We start from the raw sequence: 20,838 nt of genomic DNA, 5'->3' as shown, positions 1-20,838 counted from the left end.
ATAATTTACGTAATAGCGTATATAAAGTTAGAATGGAGAAGATTCAACACAACTTCAATTTTCTTCCAATAGGTGTACAATCAAACGACCAATTGTTTTTTAAATAATCTGTTAACTCTATTCATGAAATTTGATAGTAAAAACAAGTTAATCTCTTTCTCCCCTCAACTTGCCATTTTATGGTATTCAATAATAGCCAGTGTTTTATCTGCTGGCTTAATAACATTTGTCGTTCTGTATATTGAGTCACAGGAACAGGCCCATATTGATAGAGTTACCCAAAGCGTAGCCAATGGGGTTAAAACACTCCTTGAAAAAGACATCCGAAAGCAAATAACATCATTGTCTGAATTAGCCCATTTATATGCCGCACCTTTATCTACCTCGCCGAGCCAAATAGCAGATGATGATTGGGCTATGATCAGTCATGCTTTATCAGATACTGATTATGGTTATCAGGTGATTACATGGTTTGATAAAGCTTATAAAATCAGAAAAATAACACCGGTTAAAACTAAGCAATCAACCAGTGATTTTGATGTAGCATTAAGGTCACCAGTACATTTATCCGCAATTAAAGAAAAAATAAATAGTGGAGCAGGTCTTATTATTGCCGTAAATTCAAATCAAGGCGATTTAGGTTTGGGAATTTTTATTCCCATCTATAAAAATACTAAAACAAGCCAAGAGTTAGAATTGGGTATTGGCAGTATCCTTTTATTAAATACCTATATTAATAAAGTTCTGCCTTCATACTTACTAGTTGAGCATCAATTAACAATCTTTATTGATGATAAAAAAATCTATTCAGATGGCACTGATGATTCAATGATAGATAGCACTTGGAATAAGCAAGCATCATTTGAGTTTTTAGAGCAAACATGGCGAATTGAAATGGCACCTGAAAGTGAATTTCTTTCTCAAACACACTTTCGAATGATGAAAACGTTGATGTTGCTTGGTGTCTTGTTAAGTGTTTTCTTTGGGCTAGCCGTATGTTCAGCGTTATTTGCGGTCAATCAAGCTAATAAAATTAGATGTGATCGTAAAAAAATGAAGCAACTGTTAAATAATCTACCTGGTATGGCTTATCAGGCTTTAAACAAGACAAATTGGCCTATGATCTTTGTCAGCGATGGTTGCGAAAAACTCACCGGCTACACTAAACTAGAATTTGAACAATATAATATACTTTGGGGAAGTATTATACATCCTGATGATTATGAACGGGTGTGTCAAACGATTAATAATGCGATAAAATTAAAGAATGTGTTTGAAATTGAATATCGTATTTTAACGAAAGAAAAGAGCATTAAATTTGTATGGGAAAAGGGTGAATCTATCAGTTCTTCTCATACTAATGATTTCATACTTGAGGGTTTCATTACTGATATTACTTCAATCAAACAGGTCGAATTTGACCTTATCGACAGTGATGCATTCTCAAACACCATTGTAAATTCGGTAGTAGAAGCTGTAATAACGATTGATCAACGTGGGATGATTAAGAGTTTCAATGATGCGGCGCAAAAAATGTTTGGCTACACCTTCGATGAAATAAAAGATCAAGCAATCAAAATATTGATGCCAAAATATTATAATGACAAACATGATGACTATCTATCACATTATATAAAGACCAACCAAATCCATATTATTGGTACCGGGCGTGAACTTGTCGCCCAACGTAAAGATGGAGAGGTATTCCCCATTCATATATCGGTCAGTGAATTTAAAAATCATGAAAATAGAATGTTTGTTGGAGTTATTAGAGATATAACCCAGCAACGAGCTAGCCAAGAACAAAGGCGGTTACATACGGAACAACTTGCTCATGCCGACCGACTAAATTCGCTGGGTGAAATGGCTGCTGGAATGGCACATGAAATCAATCAGCCTTTAACTGCCATCTCACTTTATTCTCAAACGGCTAAAAATTTCTGTAAAAACAATCAGTTTGAGAAGTTGCCTTCAATATTTGAAAAAATTAGTCAGCACTCTCGTCGTGCAGGGGCTGTGCTTGAAAGTGTTCAGATCATGACAAGGCAAGGGGAAAGACTTAAAGAAGTGGTTAATTGCAAGTTATTGATTGATGAAGTGATAAAGTTAGCTGAATTAGAAGCTAGGTTATATGATATTAAAATAGTGCCCATTGTAGCTAACAAGAATATAAAACTAGTGGTTGACCGAGTACAAATACAACAAGTTATTCTCAATCTGCTTAGAAATGCGATGGAGGCAATGCAGTCAATTGGTTGCAAAAATGGATCAACGATCACACTGACAGAAAGTCTAAAAACAGATGGTTTTATTGAGATTACCATTGCCGATACCGGTTGTGGTCTCGCTGAAAAGATGATTGAAAAGTTGTTCACACCTTTTTCGTCAACGAAAAATAATGGAACAGGTATCGGTTTATCAATTTCTAAAAGGATAATCGAAGAGCACAATGGCCAAATAAATTTTATTCCCAATAAGCCCTCCGGCGCAATCTTCTTATTTACATTGCCCGTTCATGACGAAGGAAATCTTGATGACAAGTTTAATGACAAATAAACCGACTATTTTTATTATAGATGATGACGAAGGCATTCGAGACGGTTTGACTATGCTGTTAGAGTCAATAGGGCAGGCGTGTTGCAGCTTTGATTCAGCTACGTCATTTTTAAAAGCCTATAATGATAATATGTCGGGTTGCATCGTTTTGGATATACGTATGCCTAAAATGAGTGGTTTGGAGCTTCAACGAAAACTTAATGAATTGAAGTGTTTATTACCTATGATTTTTATTACTGGTCACGGTGATATACCCATGGCTGTAGAGGCTATGCGATTAGGCGCACTGGATTTTGTTCGTAAACCCTTTAATGAACAAGATTTGATTGATCGCATTAATGAAGCACTTGAGTTTGATGAAAAAAGAAATGATGAGGTCATTAGTGAACTTAATCTTAAAAATAAATTTGAATCACTATCAAAGAGAGAGTTGGACGTGCTTGAGCGAGTGACTAGCGGAGTGATGAACAAAGTGATTGCAGCCGAACTTGGTATAAGTGAGCGCACGGTAGAGGTTCACCGATCGCATGTTATGGATAAATTAGGCGTCAAAACACTCGCGGAGTTAGTACGAGTTAAAGTTAAGTTAGAAGCGATAGAATCAGCTGTATTATAACCTCAGGCTTATATATTTAGGCCTAATAATTAAAAATATTTAAACAATCACATTGCACTGATGCGTAAGTGTAAAATATTTCTCCTATCTGCATGTGGAAACCCCTAATAGAGTATAGCTAATGAACATGAGAATATAATTATTTACTCATATTACTTGCCCTGTTTATTAATTAGGGGAATGTAAAGTTGGTCGTGCTTAATGACTGTCTTAACTTGGATCATTATTAGTGGCTTATTTATGAGCTTAATGGCTCTGATAGTAAATGTCACATTACTACTTAATATTTCTACGATTGAAAAATTACTTTTACCGCTGATTTATTTCGCTGCTGGTTCATTGTTCGGCAGTGTTTTTTTTCATATTTTGCCCTTTGTTCATAAGATAAATAACAGCTCAGAATCATTAGCAGTATTGATCATGGCAGGCTTCACTATATTTTTTATTTTAAAGCAGCTTTTACATTGGAAATACCGCCTTAACTCATTAGAAAAAAATAAGAAGCAAATGACCTACATTATGATGATAGGTGGTGCTTTTCAAAGTTTTTTAGCGGGCATGATGATAGGAGGAACATTCTTAATTGATACTCGTTTAGGTCTTATTTGTTGGTTGGCGATTGTAGTACATGAAGTGCCTCAAAAATTGTTAGATTTAACGACACTCTTTTATACTGGATGGTCAAAACGTTCAGTACTTATTTTCAATTTACTATCGAGTCCGACTTATTTACTTGGTGGTATAACTGCGTATATATTGTTCTTTCAAATAGATATTTTGTGGCTTATTCCATTTGCAGCGGGCAATTTTATTTATATAGGGTTGTCTGATCTAGTCTCCGAAACGAATCGATATATAAGCCTAAAGCTTGAAAGCAAGGTCATAGCGGTCATCGCTTTTATATTTGGTTTTTATTTGTTTTTTTGGGTTATGTCGTAATAATTAATCTGATCTCAGCTTAATATACTTTTATTTTTCGATACTCTTCATTCTAATACCAAGTTCAGTAAAATCATGCGCCCGTAAATATAGGGGTAACAATTTACCTTGAATCTCCTAATCATTTTTAATCATTGTGGATATCCACATGTTTTTACGGCAATCACCAATTGTACCTGTAATGCATGAAGACGATAATTTATGGGTATTTTAACCCCGTCTTATGTATACGTTTAATAAAGATGTATGGCGTTGTCGCCGCATCATAATTAGCAGACATGACCCGATATTTAACTTGGAGATTACTATGACTTATGCAACAACAAATCCATACACTGGAGAAGTTTTAAAAACGTTTCCTGATGCTACTGACATTGAAATAAATAAAGCAATAGAAGACGCGAATACAGCGTTTCTTGCTTGGAAAAGCACATCATTTGCTGAGCGTGCGAAAATCATGCACAAAGCCGCTGATCTGTTACGTAAAAACATCGATGATTATGCCAAGTTATTGACCTTAGAAATGGGCAAGATAACCGGAGAGGCTAAAGCTGAAGTTGAACTATCAGCCGCAATTTTTGAGTATTACGCTGTTAATGCTGAGAAACTACTTGCGCCAGAGAAACTAGTAGTCGCAGATCCAGCAGAAGGTGACGCGGTTATTGTTCACGACCCTCTCGGTGTATTGCTTGCGGTTGAACCGTGGAATTTTCCGTATTATCAAGTAGCACGTATCATTGCACCGCAATTGTCAGCAGGTAACACTATGTTGCTTAAACATGCTGGCATTGTTCCACAAAGTGCTGCAGCGTGTGAAAAACTTATGTTAGAAGCAGGGCTACCAAAAGGTGTTTTCCAAAATCTTTATGCAGCACATTCGCAGACTGAGCTGATTATTAATCATCCACTCGTTCGTGGTGTTGCTCTTACTGGCTCAGAAGGTGCGGGTGCAATAATCGCATCTACCGCTGGTAAAGCACTTAAAAAATCAACATTAGAACTCGGTGGTGCAGATGCTTTTGTTGTATTAGCTGATGCCGAGATGGAAAAAACAATTAACTGGGCAGTGTTTGGCCGTCATTGGAACGGTGGACAAGTTTGTGTGTCTTCTAAACGCATGATCATTGCGGATGAAGTTTACGATGAATTTCTAGAAGGTTATACCAAAGGTGTAGCTGAATTACGTGCAGGTGACCCTTTTGACCCAGCAACGACATTGGCGCCTTTATCATCACAAAGCGCTGCTGATGATCTTAAAGAAAAAATCAAAGAAGCAATCAAACTTGGCGCAAAAGCGACTGAAGTGGGACCTAAAGTTCCAACCCAAGGAGCTTTCGTACAACCAACCATTTTGACTGATATTGGCGAAGATAACCCCGCGCGAGATTGGGAGTTTTTTGGCCCAGTTTCAATGATTTTTCGTGCTAAGGATGAAGAAGACGCAATTAGGATTGCTAATGATTCTCCATTTGGGTTGGGTGGTTCAGTATTTACTTCGGATCCGCAACATGGTTTTGAGGTAGCGAAGAAAATTTCTACCGGCATGGTGTTTGTAAATCATCCAACCATGGTAAAAGCAGATTTACCCTTTGGCGGAGTGCGCCGCTCTGGATATGGCCGAGAATTACTTGGTTTAGGAATTAAAGAGTTCGTTAATCATAAACTGATCGACGTTGTAGATATTAACGCACCGTTTTAACGATACATTCCACTGAAACGATGTATTGAATTATAAAGGAAATTATCATGGTTAAGAAAATGAAAGCAGCCGTAGTCGAACAATTTGGAAAACCATTGGTTCTTCGTGAATGGGATATCCCTACACCGGAATCAGGTCAAATCTTGGTTAAAACTGAAGCCTGTGGTGTATGCCATACCGATTTACATGCAGCAAATGGCGACTGGCCATTAAAACCTACACCACCTTTTATTCCAGGACATGAGGGAATTGGTTTGGTTGTAGAAATAGGCGAAGGTGTAACAAATGTGAAAGTTGGTGATCGCGTTGGCGTGCCTTGGCTTTATTCTGCTTGTGGTCATTGCGAGTTCTGTTTAAGTGCATGGGAAACTGTGTGTGCTGACGCCGAATTTGGTGGTTATACCAAAAATGGTGGTTTTGCTGAGTACATTATTGCCGACCCTAAATATGTTGCGCATATTCCTGATGGATTATCAGCGATAGAAGCCGCGCCAATTATTTGTGCTGGCATTACCACTTATAAGGGAATTAAGGAGACTACTGCTAAACCTGGTGAATGGATTGCAATTTCTGGTTGTGGCGGTCTTGGGCATTTGGCTATTCAATATGCAAAAGCCATGGGGCTGAAGGTTTGTGCTGTAGATATTGATGACGGCAAGCTTGAACATGCTACTCAAGTTGGTGCCGATGCAGTAGTTAATGCTAAAGCGGATGATGCAATAGAAGCGGTTAAGAAAGTGACTAATGGCGGTGCACACGGTGTATTGATAACAGCACCTTCGCTTCCAGCATTTGAACAAGGTCTGGGTATGACTCGCAAGCATGGTACTTGTGTGTTAGTTGGCTTACCTCCAGGTGAATTTCCAACGCCTCTTTTTGATGTTGTGGCAAATTGCATCACTATCCGTGGATCATTTGTTGGTAATCGTAAGGATATGGCTGAAGCACTTGCTTTTGCTGCAGAAGGTAAAGTTAAAGCTGATATTGAATTACAGCCTTTATCATCAATTAATGAAATATTTACAAGGCTTGAGAATGGGAAAGTGCCTGCACGAGTAGTCATCGATTTTACCAAGAACTAAATTCAACTACAGCGGATTAGATGATGTTTTCACTTGGTTCGCTGTTATCGTTTAGTTAAAGCTTTATCAGAATCATGATTAATTTGGATTTAGTACATAAAGGACATTAACATTTGTCACTTAGAGCGAGTTGGTGATTGATAGTGGCTATACAGCTTAATAATTAAATGTCAGTGATTTGTGGTATTAGCTATTTTTATGATTCGGTTTGGAGAATATTTAATGAAAATCGGTATTCCAAAAGAAATTTTTAAGGGTGAGCGACGCGTAGCGACAACACCAGACATTGTAGCTCAATTATCAAAATTGGGTTACAAGGTACTAGTAGAAACTGACGCTGGAGTCGCCGCTAACTTTAGTGATTATGATTATGCTAGTGCAGGTTGTGACATTATTGCTACTGCGAAAGAGTTATGGGCACAATCTGACATAGTGCTTAAGGTACTGGCACCTGAAGATAGCGAGATTTCGTTATTTAAAAACGGCCAAACCCTGATCAGTTATTTATGGCCAGAGCAAAACCCCGAACTATTAAAACGCTTGAACAAGATAGGGGTCACTGCTCTTGCGATGGACAATATCCCTCGTATTTCACGTGCACAAAAAATGGATGCACGTAGCTCTATGGCAAATATATCTGGCTACCGAGCTATCATTGAGGCTGCGGATAATTTTGATCGATTTATTGCAGGACAGATCACCGCAGCAGGAAAGGTGCCACCCGCTAAAGTCCTCGTTATTGGTGCGGGTGTTGCTGGGTTATCAGCAATTGCTACCGCTAAAAGTCTGGGGGCAATCGTTCGTTCTTTTGATACACGCCCCGAAGTTAAAGAACAGATTGAAAGCATGGATGCAGAGTTCCTTATGCTCAATTTCAAAGATGAAGATGGCACAGGGGATGGTGGTTACGCCAAAGTGATGAGCGATGAATTTATTCAGGCTGAGATGGCTCTCTTTGCTGAGCAAGCTAAAGATGTCGACATTATTGTCACTACAGCGCTTATTCCTGGAAAACCTGCACCTAAATTAATTACTACTGAGATGATTCAATCGATGAAAAATGGTTGCGTTGTCGTCGATCTTGCGGCAGAACAAGGTGGTAATTGTGAATTAACGGTGCCAGGTGAAATTACTGTCGAGTATGGTGTGACGATAATCGGTTATACCGACTATCCCAGCCGTATGGCAGCGCAGTCTAGTCAATTATATGGCACTAATCTTAGACATCTATTAACCGACATGACACCAGAAAAAAACGGCGAGATTGTCGTTAATATGAAAGATGATGTTATCCGTGGCGCAACGGTTTGTACTAGCGGCGAAATAACATGGCCAGCACCAGTGTTGAAAGTGAATGTCCCCCCTAAAGCTAAGCAGCCTACATCGCCACCAATAGCGGTTGAGACTGAAAGTAAAAAATCAATTATTGGCCCAATCATCGGTGTTGTAATTTCTGCGGTTGCTTTATTGGGACTCGGCTCGGTTGCACCGCCTGATTTTATGTCGCATTTCACTGTCTTTGTACTCGCCTGTTTTATTGGCTACATGGTAATTTGGAATGTATCACCAGCATTACATACGCCGCTGATGAGTGTCACCAATGCAATTTCAAGTATTATCGTTATTGGCGCGTTGATGCAAATAAGTTCGACAAACAACACAATCATGTGGATTGCCGTTTTCACCATATTAATTACGGGCATTAACATCGTCGGTGGCTTTGCAGTCACACATCGTATGCTCAAAATGTTCCGCAAATGAGGTTGTTATGATTAGTACAGGTATTGTAACTATGGCGTATATCGCCGCAATGATTCTTTTTATTCTAGCCTTAAGTGGACTTTCTAGTCAGGAAACGGCTCGTCGGGGTAACTGGTATGGTATTTCTGGTATGGTCATCGCTTTATTAGCGACAATTTTTGGTGTTGTAACTAACCATTATGTTGAGTTGATGCTGGCATTGGTCGTCGGTGGTAGTATTGGGTTGCTTGTGGCAAAACGTGTGCAGATGACTGCAATGCCTGAGCTTATTGCTAGCCTACACAGTTTAATCGGGTTGGCAGCTGTTATGGTTGGTTATGCAAATTTCGCGAACACTTCTGGGCAATTAACGGGTATTGATCTAACAATTCATGATATTGAAACCTATCTCGGCACGCTAATTGGTGCCGTCACGTTCTCCGGTTCGGTGGTTGCGTTTGGAAAATTATCCGGTAATATCGGTAGTAAACCACTAACATTACCAGGACGTCACCTGTTCAATCTTGGTTTGCTAGTCGCGGCAATTTGGCTAGGATATGAGTTCGTTGAACAGTCTGCGACGGGGAGTGGTATTGTGCCCTTGATGGTCATGACTGGTATTGCATTGGTTTTTGGTATTCATATGGTAATGGCAATTGGTGGTGCCGATATGCCGGTTGTGATATCTATGCTTAATAGTTATTCAGGTTGGGCCGCAGCGGCTACCGGTTTTATGTTGAACAATGATCTGTTAATTGTCACAGGTGCGTTAGTTGGTTCAAGTGGTGCAATTTTAAGTTATATCATGTGTCGTGCAATGAATAGAAAATTTCTTGCTGTGATTGCGGGCGGTTTTGGCGGTGGTAGTACAACTAAAACCTCGTCAGAATCAGAAGAGGAAGGAGATATCATCGAGACTACTTCAAATGAAACAGCGCAACTTCTTCTGGACGCAAAAGAAGTGATGATTATCCCGGGTTATGGCATGGCCGTTGCGAAAGCACAGCAAATTGTTGCTGAGCTCACGAAATCTTTACTTGCTAAAGGGGTTAACGTGCGTTTTGGTATTCACCCTGTAGCAGGTAGAATGCCTGGGCAAATGAATGTATTACTAGCAGAAGCAAAAATTCCATATGATATTGTTTTTGAGCTAGATGAAATCAATAAAGACTTTCCACAAGTCGATGTTTCTCTCGTTATTGGCGCCAATGACATTGTTAATCCGTCAGCACTCGATAAACCTGACAGTCCTATTGCTGGAATGCCGGTGCTTGAATGCTGGAAAGGTAAGACATCTATTGTGCTAAAACGATCAATGGCAACAGGGTATGCTGGTGTACAGAATCCTCTATTCTTTAAAGATAATACAAGAATGTTATTCGGTGACGCTAAAGATACCCTGCAAAAAGTATTTGAGGCTATGTAATGACTATGTTCGCTTCTTCACTAAGACTGCTGACCGCACTTGAAATGCAATCTGTGGATCGCCGTGCTATCACTGAGGGAATAGATTCGTTCACTCTGATGCAAGCTGCAGGTTCTGCGGTGTCAAATACCATTGAAGCACACTGGTCTATAAGGCCAGTAGCTGTACTTTGTGGTCCAGGCAATAATGGTGGCGACGGTTTTGTTACAGCGATTGCGTTACGTTTAGCAGGTTGGCCGGTGACTGTTGCTTTATTAGGGTCACTTGATGATTTGTCAGGCGATGCCGCTAAAGCAGCTAATCTTTGGGGCAGCGACATAGAGTCTTTTTCTACAGATTGTCTCAATAACGCGGATCTTGTTGTTGATGCTATTTTTGGGGCTGGACTTTCACGTCCAATCGCTGGAATAGCATTGGCGCAAATTGAGGCATTGAATCAGAGTGACACTCCAGTCTGTGCTATTGACATTCCTAGCGGGATTGATGGATCTACCGGAAAGGTATTAGGCCTTGCCACTAGGGCCAATATCACTGTAACTTTTTTTAGAGAAAAAATTGGACATTTACTCTATCCTGGTAGAAAACACTGCGGTGATATCGTTTTAGCTGATATTGGCATACCGTCGTCATTACTTCCAAATAATGGACAAATGACATGGAAAAATGATCCACTATTGTGGCAGCATAAATACCCATGGCCGCAGTCAGAAAATTTCAAATATGACCGCGGAGACGTTCTTATTTTGGGAGGTGAACACATCACTGGTGCTAGTCGGTTGATGGCTCAAGCAGCAGCACGCGCAGGTGCGGGAATAGTGACTGTTGCAGCTCCAGACAAGGTATGGAACATTTATGCCTCATCACTAGTTAATGCTATTGTTCGCCGTTTTGAAACGCTCAAAGATTTAAAAACTATGCTTGGCGATGTTCGCTGTAATGTTATGTCGATAGGGCCTGGAGCTGGCGTTAATGAAATAACACGGCAATTTGTACTCGCGGCGCTAGCGACAAGACGCGCGGTAGTTCTTGATGCTGATGCACTCACCGTTTTCACCGATAGCCCTGAACAACTTTTTAAAGCAATCACTGGACCTTGTGTGTTAACACCACACGCAGGTGAGTTTAAGCGATTATTTAACTTTGAAGGTGACAAGCTCTATTGTGCAAGAAGTGCAGCCAAGCAAAGTAACGCGGTTGTTATTATCAAAGGGGCTGATACAGTTATCGCCTCTCCTGATGGGCGAGCCATTATTAATGCGAATGCACCTCCTCAACTTGCCACCGGTGGCAGTGGTGATGTTCTTAGCGGATTTATTGCTGGTCTTTTAGCACAAGGGATGCCTGTTTTCGATGCTGCAGCAACAGCCGTCTGGCTGCATGGAGCAGCAGCGTCAGAATTTGGCCTGGGTCTTATCGCGCAAGATCTTCCCGAATTACTCCCTGTTGTATTGCAGAAACTACAAAAAACTTTCTTTGAAGAAAAATGATGAAATAGATAATGATGTTTACGTTTCTCTTAGTCATTATTGTCAGCCATCATTTGGTGTATTAGCTCTTATTAAGTTCGTTATGAAGCATATTCAGCATCGACATTATTTTCAAATGCTGAGTTTTTAATGCTTGATGATTTGCAGCATTTTTTTCATGTATCTTACATTCTGTCTGATGGTCTGCGATTGCGTTTTCATCAATAATTTTAAAAACTTCGCTCGTAGGGTCTTGTTCAGCATTTGCGACAAATTTTTCGTGTTGATGATCTATTTGTGTATGCTTTTTAATGTCTTGAGAATGCTCATCAAGAGATCTTGATTGCTGATTAAATCGTTTTTCTATTTCGACTAGTTTCGTTAATGCTTGACGATGATCTTTTTTCCAGTACTCAACTTCATCTAACCATAAAGCATGATCTGAAGCCCATTGATTGTGTTGTTGATGTGCAAGGAGATGCTCATCTGATCTGACTGCTTGAGCTTTTTCTTTTAGCGAGTTTGTGAAGTTCATTAATTCTGCGTAGTTTGAATTAGCAACATGTTGTAATTTGTCCCAAATTGAATCATTTATATAGTTCACTTCTAATTTTATTTGGTCTTTGTAGGCTTCATTTACGCCCTTTATCGCATCACCCCATAAATGCAGCTTATCTTTTAAGTCTCTACTGGCTTCTTGAATATGTTCGTTGCTTATTTCTTTCGCATCCTCGAGCTGTTCTTCTGCCGCCTGAAAAGCTTGTTGTAAAGTTTTACCTTCTTCAATTACAAATTTTTCTATGCTATCTACCATTGCTTGATAATTTGCCTGTAATTCCGTTTTATGTTTTTTCTTATTCATAACCAACACCTCAAAAATTAAAATTAATAGTGTGATGATTACCTATACGCATGGAAAACTCTATTGGGTATTCTACTTAATGAATTGTGGAAACTACGTATTTAATTTGAATTTAAGATATCTATATTTACGATGTTATTTGATTAATTAAGTAGCTGTGATGGTTTTAAGTACGCAGCATATATAATTTAGAGGGGGGATTTCAGATATACTTAGTGGTAGAGGGATATTATTAACCAGCGAGTAAACCGCTAGTTAATATTGTCATTTGATCGTTTTATTAACAGACTATATTTTAGCTGATTTTAAGAAATCGATAACTACTTCATGATGATCTTTGGTTTTAAATTTATTAAATACATGCGCTATTTTACCATCTAAACCAATAAGGAAGCTTAAACGGTGAATGCCATCGTATTCTTTACCCATGCAAGCCTACCCTTGGGAATTATTTATGATAATAAAAATGATGATTCTATAATAAAACATTTTAAAACAATATCTTAGCATATATTAGCTTGTTATTCACCTCAAAGAATAATATTTATCATATTTTTTTCAAATTAGAGTAGATATTCAATCAAAAAATCAAACAATTATTATTGCACCTACCTTTCATCTTCCTTGTCAGCACAACGAAGTGGTCTATTTGTTGATACTTCTATGGGTAAATCGGTATAAAAGAATGAGCTAGGGTAAATATATTCTGCAAAAACCCACTTACCTAGATTTGTAGGAACTAACCCTTAACGAAAAAGATCTGTTTGCATTATTATTACTAGCTCACTCATCTATACAGACTAATACCATTTACTTATATCAAATGCTGTTTTTTAGCTCATCGATAATAGTATTTATTAAGACAATGAGAACATTTTTTATTATCGGAGTGAATACTAAAAAAACTAGAGAGTGAATTTACGGTAAACCAGCTTGTTTTCTTCCAAAAAAACGTGTGTTTTCAGGCCAGAATTGTGATTCATTATGTTCAGGGTAGTAATATTATAATTGCACTTATTTATACTAGGATTATCAATGCCAATAAATATCATCGACATTCAAACTTGAGAAAAGCTATCACTTTAAGTGAGTACCAAATTTAAGTATCTTCAAAGAGCTCTTCAATAGTCACATTTAATACTTGAGCTAATATTTTTACTTCTATATCCGTTACTCGTCTTACTTTAGCTTCAATTTTTGCGAGCGTACCTCTGCTTATATTCCACTGCAGTAAGTTACATTTCGCTGCAAGCAGATCTTGAGTCCATTCTTTACGTTCTCTAATTTTTCGTATATTAAAACCTATAATATTCATATGACACTGCTCCGATAATGGAGCTTGATTGTCACAGAGAAAAAACATAAAATTGCTCCGTATACAGAGCAATTGAAATTGAGGAGTGATATTTTGGATATTAAAATTGGAATGAATGAACATTTAATTCAAATACTAGAAGACACCTCTTTTTACCAATTCACCATTTCTGAGCTAAGTGATGCTTATTTAAAGTTATCCGGGGGTACTTGTCGTTTTGTAGCTAGAAAGTTTGTCTATAAGCAAATATTAAGATTACTTAAAAAAAAATTAGTTAATAAAAAAGGTGATAAATATAGTCATAATGCTATTTATTTAAAAACATGTTTATTCGGTAGTGTTAAGTTCATTTGTAAGCTCTCAAAGGAGAGCAATAACCCCACAAATAACTTAGTTAAATCAACCAAGCCTTATTCAGTAACCATCAATACTGAGTCAGATACCCTGATGCAATATAAGGTAGAGGTAATGTCTGCTATTGGAGAGACAGAAGAATATAAAAGGTTGCTAAAAGTTTACCCTGAATTGAAAGCGGTATTAACAAATGATTATCATAATGCTGAAGATAAAAAGTTTAAATTACTTGGGCAGATAAAAGCAATTAACACACTATTATCATATACAAATAAAGAATAAAATCACTAACATTTTATTTGGAGCGTATAACTTGAATAACTGGCTCCAAAGCCACCATTGCGGACAGTCGCATAGTTGAATGGGTATTACTTCAATGTAGCTTTTTCGAAGTTATCTATTGTTTTTTCTTTAGGTCAAAAGTTAGCCATAAGCTGACCTTTTCAGTAAATAAGGACAACTTAGGTGAAGGTTTGCAGACATTAACTTCCTCAGTGTGTGAGGAGGTGTCCACTAAAACGGGGGAAGATCAGGGCGGGTTTCGCTCCTCTTGTTATACCTGCCACACGTAGACTCGATTATATAGCCATTCTTTCTAAATATAGCGCTAAATATGATGCTCCTAGTGTTGGAGAGCCGCTATATCACACAGGAAACGAGCTTAAAGCTTTCATTAGTTTTTGCAAAGAATGCTACCAAGATACAATAAATCTTATCGAAAGTATTAAGTAACATGTCCAGATAAAAAACCTGATTATTAAAAATAATCAAGTAAATCTGTATCGAATTTAACGCCTGACAGGTCATTTTTTTCAACTAAGTGCTTAAGCTTATCGGTACAATAATTTGTCATCCCACCTTGCAATTTTGATTTAAATATAGTTTTAGTAACAGTATCAGCTTCATCAAAGCACAATGTTTTCAATCCATTTTCAAAACCATCTAAATATGACATTTCACATAAGGTTTTATTCTCTTGAGCAAATGTTAATAAATTAAACATCATCATTTTATCACCCTCAACATTAAGGGGTAAAAATTCGCCAAATTCTTTTAGTTCACCATGCAAGGTATTATAGGCTTTCATATTTAACACTAAAAAGTTAGCGTAAACATTAATATCGTAATTTTGCTCTTTTGACTTTCCAAAATAGTTACATACCATTTCGTCCGGCCACATGCTTTTTAAGGATGTATTGTCAAAAGGTAGATTCATTAAAAGCTCAATAAGAGTATCTTCATCAAGCGTTGGGTTTTCAGCAAGCTTCTCTGCAAGAACAACAACATCTAAATCAATTATGTCATATGTGTTTTCTTGTGCTTTTATTTGGTATATACCCATTACACGCCCTTCCAAAGTTCATCTTTAGTGTCTAATACTTTCGCAGGCATATTACCTGTTTTAATTTTTATTTTTACATTTCGTAATGAGTTCAAAAACTGGATCTTACTTGGTCTATTTTGGATTCCTAAAGTAGAGCCTATCCATGTTTCATAATTATACCGATGGATTTTTCTATGTGCGGGTGCATCAGGTGTTGCCCAATCTTGTTCTTTGTTTTTGACGAAATTAATCAGCCAAGCCCCATTGACAGGGTCATTTATACCAATCCCATGGATGTGCAGATTAAGTCTTGCTCTTAACATCATTGCTTGCCGGAACCTTCCTTTACCACATATTATGTGGTGAGCTTCATGCATTGTTGTTGGCTTTGGCTCTCCAACAGCGGTTAAATAGCTAGCTAATTTTTCAGTGGGGTGATGTTTCTCTTGCCTTAATTGCTTTGTTGTCAATTTTTCGTTGTTTTCTCTATAAATATTTAAGCTTTCTTGAGCCAAAACATGCCCAGTTATCCTTGTTTTTTCACGCTGTAAATGCTCAAAGTCACGTTTCATTTTTTCCTGAATATCTTTGCTGTTATTTTTTTTAATCCGCTGATTGTGATAATTTTTTGCTTTCAGTTCGTAGTTAAAAATAGCTAATTCTAGAGGGCTAGGGTCATTTGGTCTTGTTGGGTGTGGGTATAAACGATTTTCTAATATCATGTTTCTATCCTTGAAAATAATTTTGAAATCTAATATTAATACCCTGTATTCATAAGAGCAATAGTTAATAAATGAATTAATTTATATTAATAAAAAATTAGCTTTTTAAGGAAGGTGTTCTATAGTTATATAACACCAAATGTTAAGGTTATGAAAGGATACCCACCAGTAATACTCATTGAAACATGGCTAAACTTAGCCACAAATCGAAACCCTGAACTTCATCATATTAAATTGTCTATCCGTGAAGCTATTAATAATTTTTTTGGTTCGATGGAGCTTGCAGAACTTTACCTTGAACAAATACAAAAGAATAAAGTTGAAGACTATTCTGTTTGATATAAATTTTTGTATAATAGTCTTTAATATATAATCAATGGCCACATTCCTAACGGCTAAAATTGAAAATACTTATACTGTTATTATTCATTGTTTATAACACTTTAGCTCACGCTGAAATTAGAAGTGTGCATTGCCCTATAGGTTGTCCTAGCGTACTAATTGAAAATAATGATGTTGTGTTCAACCATACTTATGCCTTAAGTAATAACCCAAAAACAAAATTTGCAGATTGGGTTGCCTATGAAGTAAATGTATCTAATTTTGGTGATAGCCCAGGCAGAAATTGGGGTAATGATGACTTGATTGATGATGACGAATCATTAGAAGAGCCTGATTATAAAGGCGCTTTTAAGCAGTTGAAAACTGACAGAGGACATCAAGCTCCCTTAGCGAGTTTTGCTGGGCATAAGAATTGGATAGAGCTAAACTACTTATCCAATATAACACTACAAAAATCAGCATTAAATCAAGGTTCATGGGTTGCCTTAGAAATTGCTGTACGCAATGCTGTCAGCTTTAGAAACTCTCTGTATGTAATAACTGGCACGCTATATTTAGAAGAAGAACCTCTTCCAGGTGCTGATGAGTCACACACTATTCCATCTGCATATTTTAAAATAATCTATGATTTAAAAGGCAATGGTGCAAGTTTTTTATTCGACCAAGACTTACCTAGAAGCGCTAAATATTGTGAGCAAATGATTAAAAACAAAGAATTAAACGATATAATCTCATACGCTATGCCGAGCATTAGCGACTCACCTAAAATACTCGAAAGACTCGGTTGTTAAGATACAACGAAGTCTGGTAACCCTTCAACAAAACCTGGATTCATAATGTCAATACAACTAGTGTAGTTTAATATGATTTCAGCAAAACAAGCATTATCATCTATCAATCTATGTGCAGTTTAGACTACGTAAATATTTACCTAATAGACAGCAATGCCACCATTGCGGTCGTTCATCATCTAAATATTAATGTTCACTTTGTGAGCATAGCCGACTTTAGTTTTAGTGTTTTTACCATACTTTTTTAAATGAATTAACCGTTTAAAAAAGCACTTACATTCTATTTTCATATTTATCTTTACGGTGACTGTATTGATATACAGTTGTAACAAGTTTCTCCCCTATTCATGTAGATGCGCAAATGGGTCGTTTTCTTGCAATCACAATTTAATAAAATCTTTAAGTGGCAATGTCTTATGTTATTTGTTACAAATAACATAAGTAGTAAAGTGAGCAACAATAACGCAGGAAAGTGCGCAAGTTACGCACTATTAAATTGTTAAATGTACTCGAGAGGTTTTGTGTCAATATATAAATTTATGACTGCATTTTGGACAATGCTAACAGTCTTTATAAGTGGCCTTTTTGCTCTATGGCTATCAGAGAAGGGTATAGATTTTCTATCACTATTGGCGACTGTTTTTACTGGACTTGCAGCTTTTGCGACAGCATATGCTGCACTTAGTGCTTCTAAAAGTGCAAGAATTGCAGAAAGATCTGCTTCGATGTGGAAACAGCAAATACTTTTAGATATTGAATTAAGCGAAGCAAAGAATTTAAAAGTAGCTTTGCATGCTTGGCATAGGCACTTTATAAGTGAGTCAAACTCCAAAAATAGAAACCTTGCTAGTTTGTTAGAGTATTTTGAAGAAGTAAAAAAGACAACTCAAAGCTCATTTCAAATACATTTCAGAAAATACATTGAAAAGCAAAATGAGCTATTCTCTGACTTAGAAATAGCCTTTGATCAAGCCGGTTTTATTGAACACGACTTAGAACAAAGAATTCGTTTAAGGCGTCTTTTTCTCTCTCACCGGGAAGAGTGTGAGCGATTAATTGAGCATATGTCCGTTAGTGATATAAATATACCTAAAGACTTGCTGCCTTTTACTTTAACTGCAATTTATAAGGTAAGTGATTGGCATGAACTTGATCTCGGAGCAAATAAAATTTTTGGAGTCAAAATGGAGAAGGTTACTGATGACGGAAAGTATGAGCCAGTCCTTAAAGCTGACGGCAGTTATGTTTACGTAAATTTAAACGATGAAGAGGAAGGTTGTTTTACTAACATTGGAAGTAAAGTGGATGTTCAGGTTAGTGATATTAAATCAAGAATTACTTCTGACTAATGTACATTTAACAAGGCTTTAAGCGGACAAAAATAGTTTTCTTACTGGTATAGGTGCACTTCGAATGGCAAAAATTTACAAATACTTTTGTAGTGATGTTATTGAACTTGTTTTTGAAAAAGAAGGATTTTGTGGAGTAAAGTGTTCATTACCTAAGGATTATAATGATCCTTATGAGTTATTTCTTGGTATGAACTTAAATACGCCAACTGAGCAACTTGCTTTCTATAAAGACATAATTAGCGAGATACCTCAAAGTCCAACTACATGCTTTTCCAAATCTCCAATTGTTTCTCCTATGTGGGCTCATTATGCGAATAACTACACTGGGTTTGTATTGGAATTTGATTTAGTAGGTCTTCAAAATCACTTTAAAGGAAATCCAATTTGGGATGTAGATTATAGGCAACAACCTCTCGAAAGTTTAAAGAGGATCCTCGAAAGAGCTGCTGTATTAAAAAAACCTAGATACTCATATGATCTGCAAGAAGCTGTTTTTGTTGAGTCATATTTTGCTAAATATGATGATTGGAAGTATGAACAAGAGTGTAGGTTTGTTGATATGAATGGGGCTACTGAGAAGGTTGTCGGAAACGATATATTATATATTCCGATTGAGCTGGTTACTGCAATTATAGTTGGTCCCAAACACCCTGAAAGTAGTATTGAATTGAGCAAGGAAGTAGCGGAGTTAAACAGTTTAGTTTGGTATGAATTAGTTATTGGTAAAAGTCATCCTAAACCATACATGAAATCAGAAAGTGAACAGGTATTTACATTTTCTGAAGAATGTATCACTCCCGCACCTAGCACTTGTAATAGTTGTTCAGAGCCACTTGTTACAGATAGTGAGTTATGCCCTTGGTGTAATATAACCGAAGCAGATGAAGAAGATGCTGCACTAAGCAATCCATTCAGAATGATAAATGCAATTGGGAAATTGGATAGTTATATGAGTTCAATGAGTAAAATAGGCAAATAATCATTCGTAGCTAACGAAAACTAACAAGAGACTATGGCGTTGTTTGTTACAATATCTAATCTGAATCTACTTTTACTGTTAGTTATTAATCTCTTCTTTTTGGTAAAAGTTATCGTTCTAAAGTGAAACATCACAGGCAGCTTTGAGCTTACAGCAGTCCCTCAAACTTGTAGTGATTATTGGTTAAAATCGTCCATAATATGTTTATGGTTTACTCAAAACAATGGAAAAGCACTCTACTGTATGTATGTTACCTGTTGTAATCGATTCACCTTAACAGCAAGATCTTGATACAGAAGGTACAGAGAAGTTAATTGCTTTATGTACAGAGGATTTAGGGAGAAATAATCAAGTGATTATAGGAGCTGTATCACTAGAAAGTAATATGCATGGTTACCATCAAATAGAACTTAAAGAAAAGTATAGTTTATTAAAACCAGAAGGTTACAATAATACCTCTTTATGAAAAGGGATTGTTCTATTAAACGGCCACCTAGTTTAGTAAACACTGACATTTGGAATATAATGGTAATATTTGAACTACTACAAGTAAGTTAACATATTAATGTTAACTTACTAATCGAAATCACAGGTCCTTTGTAACTCAGAAATATCAAAAACACGTTAGCTGGGCAGAAATATGCTCTTAGACTCAGTCAGATATATGTATACCTGACTGGTTGTGAAGACATTGATAGATAGGTGACTATCCGTCTGCTTTAGGTGAGGGGTCAGTCAATTATCGTTTGCCCAAGTTAAATATTAAGTCTTATTGGTGGTTAGTTCTTATTTAAGTAGTCCAATACCACTTCATGGTGATCTTTAGTTTTAAACTTATTAAAAATATGCTCTAAATTACCATTTTCATCTACAAGAAAAGATGTTCTTACTACACCCATATTTTCACGACCCATGAATTTTTTTAACTGCCAAACATCATAGGCTTCACAAGTAGCATGATCTTCATCGGCTAATAATGTGAAGTTCAACTCTTGTTTATTGATAAAGTTAGTCAATTTTTTTGGCGTGTCAGGACTTATACCTAATACAACCACATTTAATGCATCAAGTTCTGCTTTAGTATCTCTTAATGCACAAGCTTGTATCGTACAGCCAGGAGTAGAGGCTCTTGGGTAAAAATAAATGAGAACTTTCTTTCCTTGCAGTCCAGAGAGAGTGACTGGATTATTATCTTGGTCATTTAAAGTAAAATCTGGTGCGATTTGTCCTACTTCGATTGTCATCGTTTTTTGTCCTTATTTTCTTAAGTTAA

18 protein-coding genes and 1 pseudogene are annotated in these 20,838 nt (G+C 37.0%); 13 read left to right on the top strand and 6 right to left on the bottom strand.

Annotated features, from left to right (window positions below; translation table 11 throughout):
• Positions 1–123 precede the first annotated feature (123 nt).
• The 8 genes from GQS55_RS11330 (at position 124) to GQS55_RS11295 (ending at position 11,545) form a co-directional block, all read left to right on the top strand.
• Positions 124–2,556 (top strand): PAS domain-containing sensor histidine kinase, encoded by a 2,433-nt coding sequence (locus tag GQS55_RS11330; RefSeq protein ID WP_159820626.1) that lies wholly within the window; start codon positions 124–126, stop codon positions 2,554–2,556.
• Entirely contained in the window at positions 2,546–3,172 is a 627-nt protein-coding gene (locus GQS55_RS11325; protein WP_159822789.1) for a response regulator transcription factor, read from the top strand. Before GQS55_RS11330 ends, GQS55_RS11325 begins: the two co-directional genes overlap by 11 nt.
• Before the next feature lie 201 nt (positions 3,173–3,373).
• Entirely contained in the window at positions 3,374–4,111 is a 738-nt protein-coding gene (locus GQS55_RS11320) for a ZIP family metal transporter (protein WP_201294508.1), read from the top strand.
• 307 nt (positions 4,112–4,418) lie between these two features.
• Positions 4,419–5,810, top strand: coding sequence for an NAD-dependent succinate-semialdehyde dehydrogenase (locus GQS55_RS11315; RefSeq protein ID WP_159820625.1), 1,392 nt, complete (start codon positions 4,419–4,421; stop codon positions 5,808–5,810).
• 59 nt (positions 5,811–5,869) lie between these two features.
• Positions 5,870–6,892, top strand: coding sequence for an alcohol dehydrogenase AdhP (gene adhP, locus GQS55_RS11310; protein WP_201294675.1), 1,023 nt, complete (start codon positions 5,870–5,872; stop codon positions 6,890–6,892).
• A gap of 222 nt (positions 6,893–7,114) precedes the next feature.
• The gene (locus tag GQS55_RS11305) at positions 7,115–8,653 is read left to right on the top strand and encodes a Re/Si-specific NAD(P)(+) transhydrogenase subunit alpha (RefSeq protein ID WP_159820623.1); all 1,539 of its coding nucleotides are present in this window, start codon (positions 7,115–7,117) and stop codon (positions 8,651–8,653) included.
• A 10-nt stretch (positions 8,654–8,663) separates the two neighbouring features.
• Complete coding sequence (gene pntB / locus GQS55_RS11300) at positions 8,664–10,058, top strand: Re/Si-specific NAD(P)(+) transhydrogenase subunit beta (protein WP_201294673.1); 1,395 nt, start codon at positions 8,664–8,666, stop codon at positions 10,056–10,058.
• Positions 10,058–11,545 (top strand): NAD(P)H-hydrate dehydratase, encoded by a 1,488-nt coding sequence (locus GQS55_RS11295; protein ID WP_201294507.1) that lies wholly within the window; start codon positions 10,058–10,060, stop codon positions 11,543–11,545. Before pntB ends, GQS55_RS11295 begins: the two co-directional genes overlap by 1 nt.
• Positions 11,546–11,606: 61 nt before the next feature.
• On the opposite strand, the gene GQS55_RS11290 is transcribed toward GQS55_RS11295, so the two are convergent.
• The 3 genes and pseudogenes from GQS55_RS11290 to GQS55_RS11280 all read right to left on the bottom strand — a co-directional run bounded on the left by GQS55_RS11290 (position 11,607) and on the right by GQS55_RS11280 (position 13,701).
• On the bottom strand, positions 11,607–12,386 hold the full coding sequence (locus tag GQS55_RS11290; protein ID WP_159820621.1) for a zinc ribbon-containing protein: 780 nt from the start codon (positions 12,384–12,386) through the stop codon (positions 11,607–11,609).
• Between the two features lie 288 nt (positions 12,387–12,674).
• A pseudogene (locus tag GQS55_RS11285) lies at positions 12,675–12,815 on the bottom strand (thioredoxin-dependent thiol peroxidase); the annotation flags it as partial.
• A 670-nt stretch (positions 12,816–13,485) separates the two neighbouring features.
• The gene (locus GQS55_RS11280) at positions 13,486–13,701 is read right to left on the bottom strand and encodes a helix-turn-helix domain-containing protein (protein WP_159820620.1); all 216 of its coding nucleotides are present in this window, start codon (positions 13,699–13,701) and stop codon (positions 13,486–13,488) included.
• A 93-nt stretch (positions 13,702–13,794) separates the two neighbouring features.
• On the opposite strand from GQS55_RS11280, the gene GQS55_RS11275 reads away from it, so the two are divergent.
• Positions 13,795–14,337: a response regulator gene (locus tag GQS55_RS11275; protein WP_159820619.1), complete on the top strand. Its 543-nt coding sequence runs from the start codon at positions 13,795–13,797 to the stop codon at positions 14,335–14,337.
• 475 nt (positions 14,338–14,812) lie between these two features.
• Here GQS55_RS11275 and GQS55_RS11270 read toward each other — a convergent pair whose 3' ends face one another.
• Both GQS55_RS11270 and GQS55_RS11265 read right to left on the bottom strand, forming a co-directional pair.
• Entirely contained in the window at positions 14,813–15,397 is a 585-nt protein-coding gene (locus GQS55_RS11270; RefSeq protein ID WP_159820618.1) for a hypothetical protein, read from the bottom strand.
• Entirely contained in the window at positions 15,397–16,101 is a 705-nt protein-coding gene (locus GQS55_RS11265; RefSeq protein WP_236559619.1) for an AHH domain-containing protein, read from the bottom strand. The genes GQS55_RS11270 and GQS55_RS11265 overlap by 1 nt, the downstream gene beginning before the upstream one ends.
• A 150-nt stretch (positions 16,102–16,251) precedes the next feature.
• Between GQS55_RS11265 and GQS55_RS11260 the strand changes: the two genes are divergently transcribed.
• The 4 genes from GQS55_RS11260 (at position 16,252) to GQS55_RS11245 (ending at position 19,565) form a co-directional block, all read left to right on the top strand.
• Positions 16,252–16,440: a hypothetical protein gene (locus GQS55_RS11260; RefSeq protein WP_159820617.1), complete on the top strand. Its 189-nt coding sequence runs from the start codon at positions 16,252–16,254 to the stop codon at positions 16,438–16,440.
• Positions 16,441–16,502: 62 nt separating this feature from the next.
• Positions 16,503–17,234 carry a DNA/RNA non-specific endonuclease gene (locus GQS55_RS11255; RefSeq protein WP_159820616.1) on the top strand — a complete coding sequence of 244 codons (732 nt, stop codon included), beginning with the start codon at positions 16,503–16,505 and terminating at the stop codon, positions 17,232–17,234.
• A 521-nt stretch (positions 17,235–17,755) separates the two neighbouring features.
• A complete protein-coding gene (locus GQS55_RS11250; protein WP_159820615.1) occupies positions 17,756–18,583 on the top strand; it encodes a hypothetical protein in 828 nt (275 codons plus the stop codon).
• A gap of 64 nt (positions 18,584–18,647) precedes the next feature.
• On the top strand, positions 18,648–19,565 hold the full coding sequence (locus GQS55_RS11245) for a DUF2971 domain-containing protein (RefSeq protein WP_159820614.1): 918 nt from the start codon (positions 18,648–18,650) through the stop codon (positions 19,563–19,565).
• Between the two features lie 779 nt (positions 19,566–20,344).
• On the opposite strand, the gene bcp is transcribed toward GQS55_RS11245, so the two are convergent.
• Positions 20,345–20,809: a thioredoxin-dependent thiol peroxidase gene (bcp, locus tag GQS55_RS11240; RefSeq protein WP_159820613.1), complete on the bottom strand. Its 465-nt coding sequence runs from the start codon at positions 20,807–20,809 to the stop codon at positions 20,345–20,347.
• Positions 20,810–20,838 lie beyond the last annotated feature (29 nt).

Origin of the sequence: Colwellia sp. 20A7, from assembly GCF_009832865.1 — a bacterium.
Classification (GTDB): Bacteria; Pseudomonadota; Gammaproteobacteria; order Enterobacterales; family Alteromonadaceae; genus Colwellia.
Note: the sequence above shows the minus strand (reverse complement) of the source record. Positions and strands in the feature narration are given on the sequence as shown.